Source organism: Pedobacter puniceum, assembly GCF_009674685.1.
Classification (GTDB): domain Bacteria; phylum Bacteroidota; class Bacteroidia; order Sphingobacteriales; family Sphingobacteriaceae; genus Pseudopedobacter; species Pseudopedobacter puniceum.
In genome coordinates this window covers 152,246-167,797 of sequence record NZ_WKJI01000002.1, presented here as the reverse complement: position 1 = coordinate 167,797, position 15,552 = coordinate 152,246, and the positions used below count along the sequence as shown (strand labels likewise).

The window sequence follows — 15,552 nt, the reverse complement described above, 5'->3', positions numbered from 1 at the left end:
ATGAAAAAGACATTAATAGTTAGCTTGTTTTTTGCCCTTGCGGGATGTAAAGAAAGCTACTTAGAAAGAAGCTCTTTAGTTGCTGTTACCTCAGCTAGCTTTTGGCAAAATGAAGCCGAAGCAAAACTTGGCATTAATGCTATTTACGATGCTTTACAAGATAGACCTCAATACAGCGGGACATTAAACGTAACCAATGCGGCAGGTTTACCCATGTATGATTGTTTTGGAGACAACGCTTTTAATAATTATAGATATGAAGGACCTGGAGATTACATGGTACGTAATATGGACCCAGGCAAAGGTTTCTTTAACGGTTTATGGAACTCCAGTTATAGGGGTATAGCAAGAGCTAACTTAGCTCTAGAAAATATTGGAAAAATACCTTTATCAAAAATATCAGCTGAAAGTAAGAAAACACTTCTAGCTCAAGCTTTATTCTTAAGATCTTTATTCTACATGAATTTGGCTATCTATTTTGCGGATGTTCCTTTAATATTAAAAGTACAAAGTTTAGATGAAGCATACGTTCCTAAAAATACATATACAGAAGTTGCAGAGCAGGTAGTTAAAGATTTAAAAGCGGCAGCAATTGACCTACCAACTAGTTATCCATCAGCCGAATATGGTTATGCTACAAAAGGTGCTGCATTAGGTTTATTAGCTAGGTTTGAACTTTACAATAAAAATTATCAAGGAGTTTTAGATGCAACACAACAAATGTTGTCTTTAGGTTACTCTTTAAATACTAGTTATGCACAATTATTTACAGAAGATGGGGAGCTTTCTAGAGAAGTTGTGTTTTCTGTAAGATTTTTTCAAGATGCAATTTCTAGTAATGGGGAGCTATTTTCTGCAACTTTTGAGGGTATTCCGAGAGTTAATGAACAGCCAATGAGAAATTTAGTAAGAGAATACTATTGTACAGATGGTAGACCTATTACTACCTCTCCGTTGTTTAATCCAGCAAACGAAAAGGCTAATAGAGATCCAAGACTTCTTGCTACTGTTTATTTCAGAAATGATGTTTGGTTAACAAGTCCATTAAGAACTTTTGCAGGAAATACAGCTACTGGTTATGCCCGTAAGAAGTATATAAGAAACGGTCCGTCATCCACCGGTATAAGACCATTTAATCCTGGAGGACAAGATTTCATTGTGCTTAGATGGGCTGATGTTTTATTGATGAGAGCTGAAGCTTTGATTGAATTAAACAGATCAGCAGAGGCAGCTCCATTAATTAATCAAGTAAGAGCAAGGGTGAGTATGCCATCTATAGCACAAGTAGAGGGGGCTAATAATGCCGTATTAACACAAGAAGATTATAGAACTATCTTAAGACGCGAGAGACGTGTTGAGTTAGCTTTAGAGGGTCTAAGATTTTTTGACTTAAAACGTTGGGGCGAAATGCAGCAAGCAGTAGCTAGAGCGGCGGCAGATAATGTTCCTGGTTATGCTCCTCTTTATGAAGGTAAAAAATCAGAGATTTTCGCTATTCCGCAGACAGAGATTGAGGCTAACCAGTTTTTAGTACAGCATCCTGCATGGCAATAGTAAAGTATAAGTAGGTGGAAAATGAGTTACTCTCAGGAATTTTGAAACCTAATATCTCTTTGTATAATCTGTTTAGAGTTTAATCTCATGGATTGAACTCTAAACAGATGTTTTAATCTTATTGTAAACCAATATAAAATTGATATGAAAAATTTAAAACTCTCATTTATTTTATTGGGCTTAGTTAGCATAGTAGCTATTTCATGCTCTAAGAAAGAAGCAGAGGTGAGAAAAGCGCCTGTAGTTCCTCCAACAGATGAAGTACCGCCAACTTCTACAGTTACTACTGGTTTAACTATTTCACAAGGCACTAATTTAGCCAATCCAAAGTTTGATTTAGAAGAATATTTTGTCTATACCTCTGGTGGCCAAAGTACAATTAATTTTAAATCTCTACCAGCTACTTACAATGATAAAATTAAATCTATTAACATACCAAGAGGTTATATGGCAGTTCTGGCTGAGAATCAGAATGGTACAGGAGAATCTATTTGTTATGTAGCTGCTGTAAGTGATATTAGAGCAAATCTGCCGCAAAGACTGGTAGATAAAGTCTCCTTCGTAAGATTTGTACCAATAAATAATGTTGAAAAAAAAGGGCTTGGTCTTGTCGTAGCAAATGATATTAATGCTATAAATAGTGCATGGTATTACAATTGGAGTTTAAATCCTTTTTCTGCACCAAATAAGCAACATGTGCCTATGACTTGGGGAAAAGGCTCTGCTACTACAGCTACTGCTCTTGATTTTATAGCAAGAAAAAATATAGATCATTATTTATCATTTAATGAGCCTGATAATAGAAATCAATCTAACATACCTGATATAGATACAGCTATTTCAAGGTATAGATTGATGCTTCAAACAGGTTTAAGAATGTGTTCGCCAGCAGTAGAGCAAGATAATGCTCTTGACCCTACAGATTGGTTACCAAGATTTATGGCAGCTGCAACTGCACAAAAACTTAGAGTAGATGTTATTGCTTTACACTGGTACGATTGGGGTAATGAAAGAAATAATTTATCTACTCCAGAAGCTACCGCTGCTGCCGTTTTAAACAGATTTAAAAACTATATAGAAAGAGTAAGAGCAGCGTATCCTAATCAAACTTTATGGTTTACAGAATACAATTGTAATCCTAATAGAACTGCCGATGTACATCAAATTTTTATGAGAGAATCTGCGGCATACCTCAATACATTACCTTATGTAGAGCGCTATGCTTATTTCTTCCCTGCTGTGCACCCTGTATCTTCTGGTGCACCTAATCATACTTTAACTCCTATAGGACAAACTTGGTCTGATATTACTTCAGTACCATCATTTAGCGCTAATATAGTTCCTAGATAATACTTCCAGTTTTAATGGTTCAAAAAACAATACTTTTTGTTTTTGAACCATTTTTTATTTGAGTGTAATTAAAACCCTCATCATATCAAGTAAGCCATATTTTATGAAAAAAAACTTCCTAATGGTCATCCTGACTTTTATAATCACGATACAACTCACATCCGCCCAGCAAAAAGCTCCCTTACAAGAAACTAAAGAAGAGTTTGATACTCGGATGAAATGGTTTAAAGATGCCAAATATGGTATGTTTATTCATTTTGGGCTATACAGCCAATTAGGTGGGGTTTGGAAAGGAGAAAGTATTCCTAAATACGCAGAGTGGTTACAAGCTAACGCTGATATTTCTCCACAAGAATATGCCTTATTAGCACACCATTTTAATCCAAAAGATTTTAATGCCGAGGCTATTGTAAAACTGGCTAAAAAAGCTGGGATGAAATATATCGTGATAACAACTAAGCATCACGAAGGTTTTTGCCTTTGGGATAGCAAATACACCAGTTTTGATGTCGGTAATTCGCCATTTAAAAGAGATATCTTAAAAGAACTAAGCGATGCCTGCCGTAAACACGGTATTAAATTTGGTACTTACTACAGCCTTTTTGATTGGCATCATCCGTCTCAAGAAAAAAATAGTGTTAACAAAGGTAAAGATGATGAATGGCCTTGGGCTAACAACATCATGAAACAAGGGCAAAAAACTGCTTATGTTAACTACATGAAAAATCAGGTTAAAGAGTTAATAGACCTTTACAATACTGATTTGATATGGTTTGATGGAGATTGGGTTGGCTGGTGGACTTTAGAAGATGGTTTAGATTTGTATACCTATATTAGAGAATTAAAACCCAACATCATCATCAATAACAGGGTAGCCAAAAGAAAATCATTTACCAAAGATTACGGTACACCAGAACAATTTCACTTTGATAGTGCAGTTGATTATGAATGGGAAGCTTGCTACACTTTAAACGATAATTGGGGCTTTAAAAAGAACGATTCAAACTGGAAATCTCCTGAAAAAGTTTACCAAATGTTGCAAGATATTAATGGTAAAGGTGGTAACTTTTTACTAAATATTGGTCCGGATGGAGATGGGAAAGTACCAGAAAAAAGCAAAGAAATTTTGTTACAAGTGGGTAAGATGTTGGAAGCCGATAATAAAAAATAGCCTAATCACTCATGAAAAGAAATGCCATTATTACTGCTTTATGTAGTGTTTTCTGTTTAGCTACCCAGGCTCAAGAAGGTACTAAACCTAATATTATATTTTTTTTGGTTGATGATTTAGGCTGGGCAGATACAGAACCTTACGGAAGCAAATTTTACGAAACACCTAATATCAAAAAGCTGGCTCAAGATGGTTTGCTTTTTACGCAGGCCTATGCAGCAAACCCAGTTTGTTCGCCAACCAGAGCAAGTATCATGAGCGGTAAGTATCCTAGCAGTATAAAAGCCACCAATTGGTTTGGTGCGCCGCAACCCGATGAAGAATTGGCAAATCTTAAAACAAAAGCTAACAACCCATTGCTATCGGCAGCATATCATGAAGATTTACCTTTAAAAGAAGTAACCATTGCCGAGGCTTTAAAAAGTGCGGGCTATAAAACTTTTTTTGCAGGTAAATGGCATTTGGGCGAAACCGAAGATTTTTGGCCAGAGCATCAAGGTTTTGATATCAATAAAGGCGGATATCACAGCGGAAGCCCTAAGAGTTATTTCTCTCCTTATAAAAACCCACGATTAACTGATGGCCCTGTAGGAGAGCATTTGCCGGATAGATTGGCTACAGAAACCAATCAGTTTATACAAGCCAATAGCACAGAACCTTTCTTTGCGGTTTTATCTTTCTATTCGGTACATAATCCTTTAGCCGGAAGAAAAGATTTGCTAGAAAAATACGAGGCTAAGAAAAAGGCTATGGGTTTAAAAGATGAATTTGGCTTAGAAGGGAAATTTAAACTACGTTTAAACCAAAGTCATGCTACTTATGCCGCTGTGGTAGAGGGTATGGATTTAGCCGTGGGCAAGGTAATGCAAAAACTAAAAGACTTAGGCTTAGAAGACAATACCATCATAGTTTTCTTTTCTGATAATGGTGGTTTGGCTATTAATGAAGGTACGCCAACATCAAATTTTCCGTTAAGAGCAGGTAAAGGCTGGTTGTATGAAGGCGGAATAAGAGAACCCTTAATTATGAAATGGCCCAAAGTTATCAAAGCAGGAAGTAAAACCGAAACTCCGGTGATAAGTAACGATTTTTATGCTACTTTACTTGCAGCAGCCAAACTTCCTTTAATGCCTAAACAACATACAGGTAGTGCCAATCTTTTACCACTTTTAAAAGGAGAAGATTTAAAAGAACGAGCTTTGTTTTGGCATTATCCGCATTATAGCAACCAAGGTGGTAGCCCAGGCTCTGCCATTAGAAAAGGCGATTGGAAATTAATCCGTTGGTATGAAACAGGCAAAGAAGAGCTTTTTAATTTGAAGGATGATATAGGTGAGCGAAATAATTTGTTAGCTAAAGAACCTAAAATTGCCAAAAGCTTAGGAAAAGAACTTAGCAGATGGTTAAAAAGCGAAAAGGCATTATTCCCAACCAAAAACCCGGTATATCAAAAGAATTAAGATAGACTTCAATACTGTTTAGTTTTATCAATATAAAAACAGTATGAATTTCTGATATTAAAATATTAAATGATTTATGAAAAACTTATTAAAGTAATAAATGTGAAAAGCATATCAATGTAATAATTATCCAGAATCACACTTAGTGGAAATAGAAATTTTGTTTAAGTAAGACCTCAGTTTTAACCAATTTCTCATCCTGAAAATTTTAAAGTTTAAGGACGTGAACACCAACATTATAAAAGCAGGAATCAAAGATAAAATCTGAAAACTAGTAATTAAACTTAATTTTTCTGATAAACCCTTACATAATCTACTTCATAAGTGATAGGGAATTTAGATAATGTTGGATCTCCACCATTTTCTCCGCCAATAGCTAGATTAAGTAAGAAATAATGCTCTTGGTGAAAAGGATTAAATCCGTCTGGGTTTTTAGTATTTGTGATGTCAATATCGTTAAGCAATTCATCATCTAAATAAATTTTGATGGCTTTTTCATCCCAATCCATACGCCAAACATGAAATTTTTCTAGCCATTTTGGGTCTTTAGCTAAAAAATAGCTTAAGCTGATAACTTTACTATTCCATTTTGCTTCACGATGTGTACCTAAATGTGCCGCATTAGCCAAAATGCTTTGTTTTTGGTTTTTAATATAAAACTCCATGATATCAATTTCGCCGTTAGCAGGCCAAGGGCCTTTATCTCCTAATGTCCAGATAGCAGGCCAAGAACCTTTAGTAGAATCAATTCTCGCTCTAACTTCAAAACGGCCATATTTCCATGATTTTAAGCCTCTGGTATTGATACTTGATGAAGTGTAGTTACCTTCTTTTCTGTTTAACCTCCAGTCTGTACTATTTGCTTCGTATTTAGTGTTTTTAACTTTTTCTCTTAAGGCTGTAATAGTAAGCACCCCGTTTTTACAAATAGCATTTTCTGGTTGATACCACTGTAATTCATGATTTCTTTTAAAACCAACCTCATGTCGCCAAAAATTAGAATCAGGTTTAGAAGTTCTATTAAACTCATCGTTCCAAACCAATTTATAGCCTTCTATCTGTTTAGGCTCAGAGAAATCAGGTAACGTAGCGCTATTTTGTTGCCCATAAACTTGAAAAGCACTTATGAGTATTAAGACCGTATAAAATGTATTTTTTAATATGCTCATGGTATGGATATTATCTTGCTATTTTAATGCTTTGTTGTCTATCAGTAATTAAATGAATAATACCAATGGCACTGCTTGATTTTGATACAGGAATATTAAATGTATTTAACCCAATTTGTAAGACTACATTCTTTTGGTAAAGAATTTTACCATCTATAGCTAAATAAGAAAGTAAGGCGTTTTGTGTTTTTGAAGCAGTTGCACTTATGCTTACACTTGTTTCTGTACTTTGTAAAAGCTTTAATTCATCGGCTTTAAAGCCAAAATTTACTGCAACTGGGGCAAAACTTTCTGATTTTCCATCAGTATCATATTGTTTTAATTGATAATAGTTAGCACCTATTTGCGGATTAAAATCAGTGAAACTATAAAATTTAGGGCTATTAGTATTACCAGCCCCATTAATTTTTGCGATGGCCTTAAACTCATTCTGAGTATCTGCTTTTAAAATCTCAAAATATTGGTTATTTATTTCTTGTGCAGTTTGCCAGTTTAATTTGATACCGTAATCTTTTACCTCGGCACTAAAATCTGTTAAGCTAATGGGCAAGGTGCCTAAAGTCTCAATAACTTCTATTTTATCTAGAATAGGGGCTTCAGAAAATTCTATAGTATTGTTTCCAGAGGATAAAGCTACTGTAGTTTCAAAAGAACCTGCCGAAACATTTTCATAACACCAACCAGATGTTGCAGGTATAGCTATTGTAGAAACTGGATTAGCATTTATTTTGACGTTAATATTTCTTGCAATTCCTTTAGAATAATAAAATATTTTCAATTTATAATTACCTGCAGAAGCAACAGAAACATTATTAAAAGTTACTCTTTGTGTGCCAGATATAGCAGGAACAATTTGACCTCCAGAACCAGAGGTACAGTTTGTTATTGTTGTTACGCCTGTTAAAGTAGCATCTTCTGCTTCTAATGAAATTGTACTTGGCGTACCCTCAGCATTTGTGGTTATAGCGGGGGTTGAGGCACTAAAATTACTATAAGCAGTGCCTATTGGGGTTAAATTGCCATTTACATCTACAGGTTGTAATGCCGGAGGAAAGAAATATGCATAACGTTCTATAAAAGTTTGTGATTCTAGCCAAGGAAGAGCTAAATTGATGAAACCAATATGAGTCTGTTCGCTGGTATTTCTGTTTGCATTAAACTCGGTAATCCAGATGGGTTTTTTATAGGTGTTGTATATATTATTTACATAAGATTTAAATCTGTTAAAAACATCCTGAGGATTAGGGTTAACGTTTCCCGTTTGCAACCAACTTCCCCAATCATACCAGTGAATAGCAACATAATCTACCCTTACGTTATTAGCGCTTGCCAAATTCATAAAGTTTCCTAACCATTTATTTGATTGCGCTTCGCTTTCAGTAGGCGCTGGCGAGCCTAGTCTGTAACCTGTTGCTTGTAAGTTTCTGTGTAGCGGAACGGCATCTGCAACAGGGATATTAGATTGATCTATATTATCAGGCTCGTTAAAAGATAATAAATGTGTAATGTCTGTTTTTGCGATATAGTTATTTACATTGGTAGTATTAGCTGCATTTCTACCCCAAGCCATTAATGCATATTCTCTGGTAGTTGTAGTAACATCATTTGGTCCCCAATCATAAAACCAAGAAACATTTAATTGATTTATAACATTATTATCTTGAAAACCTGCACCTTTTTTTAGCGTATTTCTAAGAGGTAGTACTCTTATAAAAGAAACTTTATTTCTTAAACTACTATTTAGGTTCACAGAAACATCACTGGTAACAGCCATAAAAGGGTAAGAATTACCTGTACCATCTTCATTTTCTGCCAAGGTTGCCATGTAACCTTTTGTTAATCTGATAGATGCTATTTGATTATCTAGCCCTCCTGGTATAGTAGTACCTTTATAAATAGTGTTTACCACACAATCCTCAAAAGTTCCAGTCTGTTGTAAACCTTGATAAATTCTGAGTTGTGCAGAAACAGAATTAGTATTAAAAAAATAAATTGTAATAATGGCTAAGGCACTTAGCAGTCTTATGGTAAATCGGTTAGTAGCCATGGTTGGTTTTTTGGTCTTAGATGAGAGTTTTTTAAGATTCCAAATTGAGCGAAGTTGATTTTATTCTTCAACTTCGCTCAGAATGAGATTTAATTCACCTAGCGTGATATTTTAATACTTTGTTGTTCTTTATTAGCGCTTACGCTGATGATACCAATATTTCCGGCAGATTTATTAACAGGAAGTGTAATACTATTTAAACCTGCTTTTAAGTAGGTTTTTTGTTGATAGATAATTTTTCCATCTAAACCTACATAAGAGATAACAGCTTCTTTATCTGTAGCAGATGAGATACTTATAGTTACAGCCAAATCAGAAGAGCTTAATAAACTAATTTTATTGCTTGTTAAACCAAAACTAACAGCTATAGGAGCAAATGATGCTGATTTACCATCAAAATCTACTTGTTTTAATTGGTAGTAGTTGTTGCCAGTTGCAGGATTAAAATCATCAAAAGAATAAGATTTTGAAGTTGACGAGTTTCCTGAGCCATTAACTTTACCAATGCTTACAAAGTTTTTATCTTCTCCGGCTCTTAAAATTTCAAAATATTGGTTGTTAGTTTCGCTAGCTGTAGTCCAGTTTAATTTAACGCCATTCAAATTAGCTGAACCCGCGAAATTTGATAAAGTAATTGGTAAAGTAGTTGGCGCAATACTATTTATGGTAATAGGAGTTGAAGTTGATCCAGTATTTATTATTGTAGAAACGCCGTTCCATATTCCGTCGCTACTTGAGTTTCCTGTCCCATTACCAACTACTATTTCTGAGCCATCAGAGGCATTAAAAAACCTTATTGCTCTTACGGCAGTATTGTTAGGCACCACAGCACCCCATTTACCTGAAGTACCTTCAACATTACCTGTATACCATGTTGTAAAACCAGTTATATTAATGCCTTCGTTTTCAGTATAAGTGGTAGATAAAGGTCTTCCAGTTCCATTAACATTATTATAAAGAAGAACAAATTTCTCGTCTCCTATGTTACTTGTTGTACCAACTAAAGGAGATAAGCCAGTATTGTCATTAGTATAATCTAGAAGTTGAATTGTATTTGTTGTTCTGTAAGATATTGTTGGATTGGAAACAGGAGCAGAGTTAAGACATAAATGAATATAGAAATATGCATTTGAATTTATAGCTTGCTGCGTACTATTACCTACAGGGGCAAGAAGAAACCAACCAGTATAATTTCCGGATGCATCTGTAGTAAAACGAGCGTGATAATTAGTAGGGCCAAATTGAATTTGGTCGCCACTCAGTTCATTACCATTTAAAGCAAATTTTTGGGTTGTATAACCTGTTATGTTACCTGATGCTCCTGGTGAGCCATTATTTACTCTCCAAAAACTACCGGGCGCAAAAGCAGTAGTAATATTATCTGTTGAAGATAAGCCCACAATGTAACGATAAGTTGTACTAGGAGTTAGACCTCTCAAGGTCAATCTAGTAGCTAAAGGGGCTCTACTTGCAGCTGTACCTCCAAAATATGCATATTGAGGCAAGACTAGCTCATCAGCAGGGGGAATAAGCGTTTGCGCAAAACTGCTGATATATAAAATACAGCTTAAAAAAAATGATAAGTAAATTTTTTTCATAATTCTAATTTTTAAGATTTTATAATTTGGTTAGCTAAAATTAGATGGAATTTCATTCTCCAGAGGGTCTTTCAATTTCAAAATAGGGTTTCAATGGGCTCATTTTAAGGAGACTAATGAGGTCTGAAACCCTTTTAATAATAGATTGTCAATTTGAATAAAGATTGCTGTAAAGCCACCTCCACAAAACCATACAAATGCTTTGGTAGCTTTACTTTCAATCTTATTTTCTGATTAAAAAATTATTGGACGGTCTGAGCTTTCCTTGTATTACCTTGCTTTATTTCTTCTAACAAAGCCTGCATTTTTATTACTTTTTTAGGGTGCTTAGCGGCAATGTTATTTTTTTCTGCTGGGTCTGCTTTTAGGTTATATAACTGTACTTGTTTACTTAAAGCAGATTCAACTTTTTTATGATCTAGCCATTGTGGTGTAGACATACTCACAGGGTGTATATATTTCCAATCTCCAACTCTTAAAGCTAATGTGAAAGCTTCTTCAATGATATATTTTCTGCCTTTTTTATCTTTTCCTAATAAAACTGGTAAGGCATCAAAGCTATCTAAAGCTTCATTATGGTTTAGTTTAATACCAGCAAGTTTACTTACCGAGTGATAAATATCAACTTGTGTAAATAAAGCATCGCTTACACCCGGTTTGATTTTAGAAGGCCAGTAAGCAATAGTAGGTACTCTTGTACCAGCCTCAAAAGCGCTGTATTTACCTCCTCTAAATGGACCTGCTGGTTTATGCTCTCCTAGCATCTCAACAGCCTTATCATCATATCCGTCATCTAAAACAGGTCCATTATCACTACTAAAAATTACTAATGTATTTTCTGCAATACCTAAACTGTCTAGTGTCTTTATTAACTCTCCAGTATAATGGTCCATTTGTACAATAGCATCTCCACGTGGCCCCATGCTACTTTTTCCAGCAAAATCCGGATGTGGTACTCTAGGTACATGTATATCCTGAAAAGCAAAGTATAAGAAAAACGGATTGTTTTTATTGGCAGTTATATATTCTTTTGCTTTCTGTGTAAATACTAAAGAGAAATCTTCATCTTTCCATAGTGCAGATTCGCCACCTCCCATAAACCCAATTCTACTAACGCCATTAACAATGGTATTGCTGTGCTGCAAATCGGCTTTCATTTTTAAAAGTTCGGGGTTTTCTGTTCCAGTTGGTCTGTTGCCTATTTTTTTCTCGTAACTTACTTGGATAGGGTCTTTAGGATCTAAATTAACAACTCTTTGGTTTTCTGTATAAACGGTAGGTACTCTATCGCCCGTTGCCGGGATTAAGAAACTATAATCAAAACCTATTTCTTTAGGCCCCATATTAATGTAACCATTCCAATTGATATTACCTGTACCTAAACCTAAATGCCACTTGCCAATAACGGCAGTATGGTAACCAGCTCTTTTTAAAGTACTGGCTATAGTTGGCGTTCCTTCGGTTATTAATGCTGGAGCGTCTCCGGGTAAAATAGCCGCTTTATTTCTAAAAGCATAATTCCCCGTTAATAAAGAATATCTAGAAGGTGTACAAGTAGATGCATGGCAATGTCCATCCGTAAATAACAAGCCGTTTGCAGCCATTCTATCTAAGTTTGGTGTTTTTACACCCTTTGCTCCTGTTACGCCTAAATCGCCATAACCCAAATCATCTACATAAATGATAATAACATTAGGTTTTTTAGATTGTGCATTCATAAAAAGAGGCAACAAAAAAATAACAGCTGCCACGACAGTAAAACGAGAAAAGAATTTCTTCATAATTGATATGGTAAATACGTTAAAAAGACTGTTAGACTAAATGTCTAAAGCAGTTTAATCGGTTTATAAACCTCAAAAATAGTAGTCGGTAAGCTTATCGTTGGGTATAAAGCATTCAAAAAGGCGACCTAAACAAGTCAAAAATAAGTTTAGCTCGTTTTAATCGATGCTTTTTAATCTTTCTTAATTATTTCTTTTATGCTTGTTGATAGTGCTTCATTTAAATAATATGTTGTTTCGGTAAAATCATTCTTTTTAGGTTCTTTTGAACCAGAACCGCCCTTAAATTGAATGCAATTTTACTTTTAGAGCCATACGTTTACCATATTTTTGGATAGTTAAGATCAATAATAATATTAGGTATTTGTAGAATGAAGAAACTATTGCTTGGCTTACTAATTTCCTTTGGCTCTATTTTGTGCGTACAGGGGAAAAGCTATTATTTTAATGCTCAAGATGGGCAGGATAACCATGATGGTACATCCCCAAAAAGCGCTTTTAAAAGTCTATTTAAAATTGCTGATATAAATATTTATCCCGGAGATTCTATTCTACTGGCAAGCGGAGTTACTTTTAAGGGGACATTAATTCTGAAAAATATTAGCGGTACTTATGCTAAGCCTATTGTAGTATCAACATATGCTTTTAATGGAGATGAAAAAGCTAAAATTGATGCAAAAGGTTTTGCTAATGGTATTCTTCTGCAAAATTGCAACTTCATTCAAGTAAGTAATCTTTTTATTACGGCTAATGGTGGTAAACTTGAAGCCATCAATGGTAAATTACCTGATATGAGATGCGGCGTATTAGTAAATACAAGTATCGCAGGTAAGTATAGCGATATAAGCCTTAAAAATTTGATAGTTAAAGACGTTTATTATGAAGAGCCGGGCTTCATCAGAGGTAAAGATGAAGTGAGAACAGCAAACGGTACCCAAAAATATGGTTGGGGAATACGTTTTATAAACGATACAGAAGGTGCATTTTTCGAAAATATTTTGGTCGAGAACTGTGACGTATCTTATGTAAGCCACACCGGATTAAAACTAACCGGAAGAAAAGAAAGTATCAAAAACATCAAATTGTTAAATAACAAAATTACCCATGTTGGCGGGCCAGGTGTGCAAATGTCTGGTGTAAAAAAGGGTTTGGTAAGTGGTAATTGTGTTAATGGTTCTGGCAGTAGAAGCGATAGCAGAAACTGGAGTAGGGGAAGTGGTTTATGGACTTGGGGTACTTCTGATGTTGTGATAGAAAAAAATGCTTTTTTGAATGCTAATGGTCCCGGAGATTCTGCCGGATGCCACATAGATTATAACTGCAATAACATCATTGTCCAATATAATTTAAGTGCAAACAACGCCGGAGGTTTTTGCGAGATTTTAGGTAATAATTACAATTGTGCGTATCGTTATAACATCAGCGTAAACGATGGTTATAGGATAAAAGGAAAAGATGGTGCTTTCCAAGAAGGTAAAATATTTTGGTTAAGCGGATACGTTGGCGATAAAGTGAAGCCCAAAGGGCCTTTTAATAGTTACATTTATAACAATACTATTTATACCAAAAATGAAATGATAGCACAGGTTGCTGTAGCTACAAGTGCAGCGGGTGTTTTGGTAGCCAATAATATTTTTCATATAGAGGGAGAAAGTAAATTTGTTGCCGGCGACCAGCTAAAGGCAGAAAGTATTGCACAAGTAAATATTGAAAACTGTTTCTTCCAGAATAATTTATTCTTAACCCAAAATAGCTGGCCCAAAGAAACTATCATTCAGGATACAAAGCCCCTTTACGGAGATGCTAAATTCACCAATAAAGGTGGTTTTAAGTTAGAAGATTATATCCCCACAAACACTACTTTAATTAAAGATAAAGGCATCATGATTAAAAAAATTAATGGCGATGCTATTGGTTTAGAAGTAGGTTTAGCGGTTGAGTATGATATTTTAGGAAATAAAATTACAGGTAAGCCCGATTTAGGCGCTATAGAAATTAAAAAATAGGTTATGAGGAAATTTATGTTTTTATGGGCTTTACTTTTATGTTTGGCTATACAACTAAAGGCTCAAAATAGTAGTAAACCTAATGTAATTGTTATCCTGGCTGATGATTTAGGCTATCAGGATGTTGGTTTTAACGGTTGTAAAGATATCCCCACTCCTCATATAGACCGCATTGCAAAAAATGGAGTAAAATTTACAAATGGCTACGTTACTTACGCGGTTTGTGGGCCAAGTAGGGCAGGTTTAATTACAGGTAGGTATCAAGATAGGTTTGGCTATTCAAGAAATCCGTTATATGCACCGCAAGATGTTGAAATGGGCTTGCCATTAACCGAAGAAACCATGGCCGATATCCTAAAAAAAAATGGATATTATAGTACTGCAATTGGTAAATGGCATTTAGGTACACACCCAGATTTACATCCTCAAAAAAGAGGATTTAACGAGTTTTTTGGCTTTTTAGAAGGTGGACATCATTACATGCCAGAAATGTGGACTTTAGAAGATGATACTAAAGCTAAAACACAATACGATGGATATAAAACCAAGATATTAAGAAATACAACACCTATTGAAGAAAAGGAATATCTAACAGATGCTTTATCAAGAGAAGCGGTTAGCTTTATAGATAAAAATGCGCAAAAACCATTCTTTATTTACTTAGCCTACAACGCTCCGCATACCCCATTGCAGGCAACCAGTAAGTATTTAAATAGATTTTCGCATATCCAAAACCCAAAAAGAAAAACTTATGCAGCCATGGTTAGCGCCATGGATGATGGTATTGGTGCCGTACTTAAACAATTAGAAGATAAAGGTTTAGATAAAAATACCATTGTTGTTTTCCTTTCGGATAACGGAGGACCAGAAAATGATAATGCCTCTGATAATGGCCCGCTACGCGGCCAGAAATCTAACTTTTGGGATGGAGGCATTAAAGTGCCTTTTGCCATACAATGGCCTGCAAAAATTAAGGCGGGTACTGTTTATGAAAAACCAGTTATATCTCTAGATATTTTGGCTACAGTGGCCGCAACTGTTAAATCAAAAATTAATCCTGAAAAACCTTTAGACGGTGTTAACTTATTGCCTTATTTAAACGGAGAGAATAAAAAAGCGCCACACGAATATTTGTTCTGGAGAAATTATGATAAAGGTGTAATTGCTGTAAGAACTTTAGAGCATAAAATAGTAGTAACAGAAACACACAACCAAGAATTGTTTAATAGCTTAAAAGATATTTCAGAAAAAGCCAACCTTTATCAAGAAAATAAACAAGCTTTTGATAAGCTTATGCAACAATGGAAAGTTTGGAATGGGCAATTGAAAGAGCCCTTATTTTTAGGTTTAACACAAGAAAAACAATATAACGAGCTTCACCCTAAACGTTTTGTTTTTGATAAGTAAAATTGGTTT

General features: G+C 35.0%; 10 protein-coding genes. 6 read left to right on the top strand and 4 right to left on the bottom strand.

Annotated features, from left to right (window positions below; translation table 11 throughout):
* The 4 genes from GJJ64_RS07410 to GJJ64_RS07395 all read left to right on the top strand — a co-directional run bounded on the left by GJJ64_RS07410 (position 1) and on the right by GJJ64_RS07395 (position 5,535).
* Complete coding sequence (locus GJJ64_RS07410; RefSeq protein WP_154287088.1) at positions 1-1,554, top strand: RagB/SusD family nutrient uptake outer membrane protein; 1,554 nt, start codon at positions 1-3, stop codon at positions 1,552-1,554.
* Positions 1,555-1,698: 144 nt separating this feature from the next.
* Positions 1,699-2,904 carry a glycosyl hydrolase gene (locus GJJ64_RS07405; RefSeq protein ID WP_154287087.1) on the top strand — a complete coding sequence of 402 codons (1,206 nt, stop codon included), beginning with the start codon at positions 1,699-1,701 and terminating at the stop codon, positions 2,902-2,904.
* Between the two features lie 103 nt (positions 2,905-3,007).
* Entirely contained in the window at positions 3,008-4,075 is a 1,068-nt protein-coding gene (locus GJJ64_RS07400; RefSeq protein WP_154287085.1) for an alpha-L-fucosidase, read from the top strand.
* 11 nt (positions 4,076-4,086) lie between these two features.
* Positions 4,087-5,535 (top strand): sulfatase, encoded by a 1,449-nt coding sequence (locus GJJ64_RS07395; protein ID WP_154287083.1) that lies wholly within the window; start codon positions 4,087-4,089, stop codon positions 5,533-5,535.
* A 284-nt stretch (positions 5,536-5,819) separates the two neighbouring features.
* Here the strand turns inward: GJJ64_RS07395 and GJJ64_RS07390 are convergent, their stop codons facing one another.
* The 4 genes from GJJ64_RS07390 to GJJ64_RS07375 form a co-directional block, all read right to left on the bottom strand.
* Positions 5,820-6,704 (bottom strand): glycoside hydrolase family 16 protein, encoded by an 885-nt coding sequence (locus GJJ64_RS07390; protein ID WP_154287081.1) that lies wholly within the window; start codon positions 6,702-6,704, stop codon positions 5,820-5,822.
* Between the two features lie 10 nt (positions 6,705-6,714).
* A complete protein-coding gene (locus tag GJJ64_RS07385) occupies positions 6,715-8,751 on the bottom strand; it encodes a glycosyl hydrolase (protein ID WP_154287079.1) in 2,037 nt (678 codons plus the stop codon).
* Positions 8,752-8,849: 98 nt separating this feature from the next.
* A complete protein-coding gene (locus GJJ64_RS07380) occupies positions 8,850-10,349 on the bottom strand; it encodes an autotransporter outer membrane beta-barrel domain-containing protein (protein WP_154287077.1) in 1,500 nt (499 codons plus the stop codon).
* Between the two features lie 242 nt (positions 10,350-10,591).
* Positions 10,592-12,130 (bottom strand): sulfatase family protein, encoded by a 1,539-nt coding sequence (locus tag GJJ64_RS07375; RefSeq protein ID WP_154287076.1) that lies wholly within the window; start codon positions 12,128-12,130, stop codon positions 10,592-10,594.
* A gap of 371 nt (positions 12,131-12,501) precedes the next feature.
* On the opposite strand from GJJ64_RS07375, the gene GJJ64_RS07370 reads away from it, so the two are divergent.
* Complete coding sequence (locus tag GJJ64_RS07370; RefSeq protein ID WP_154287075.1) at positions 12,502-14,136, top strand: right-handed parallel beta-helix repeat-containing protein; 1,635 nt, start codon at positions 12,502-12,504, stop codon at positions 14,134-14,136.
* Between the two features lie 3 nt (positions 14,137-14,139).
* Positions 14,140-15,543, top strand: coding sequence for a sulfatase family protein (locus GJJ64_RS07365; RefSeq protein ID WP_154287074.1), 1,404 nt, complete (start codon positions 14,140-14,142; stop codon positions 15,541-15,543).
* The last annotated feature ends 9 nt before the right edge of the window (positions 15,544-15,552 follow it).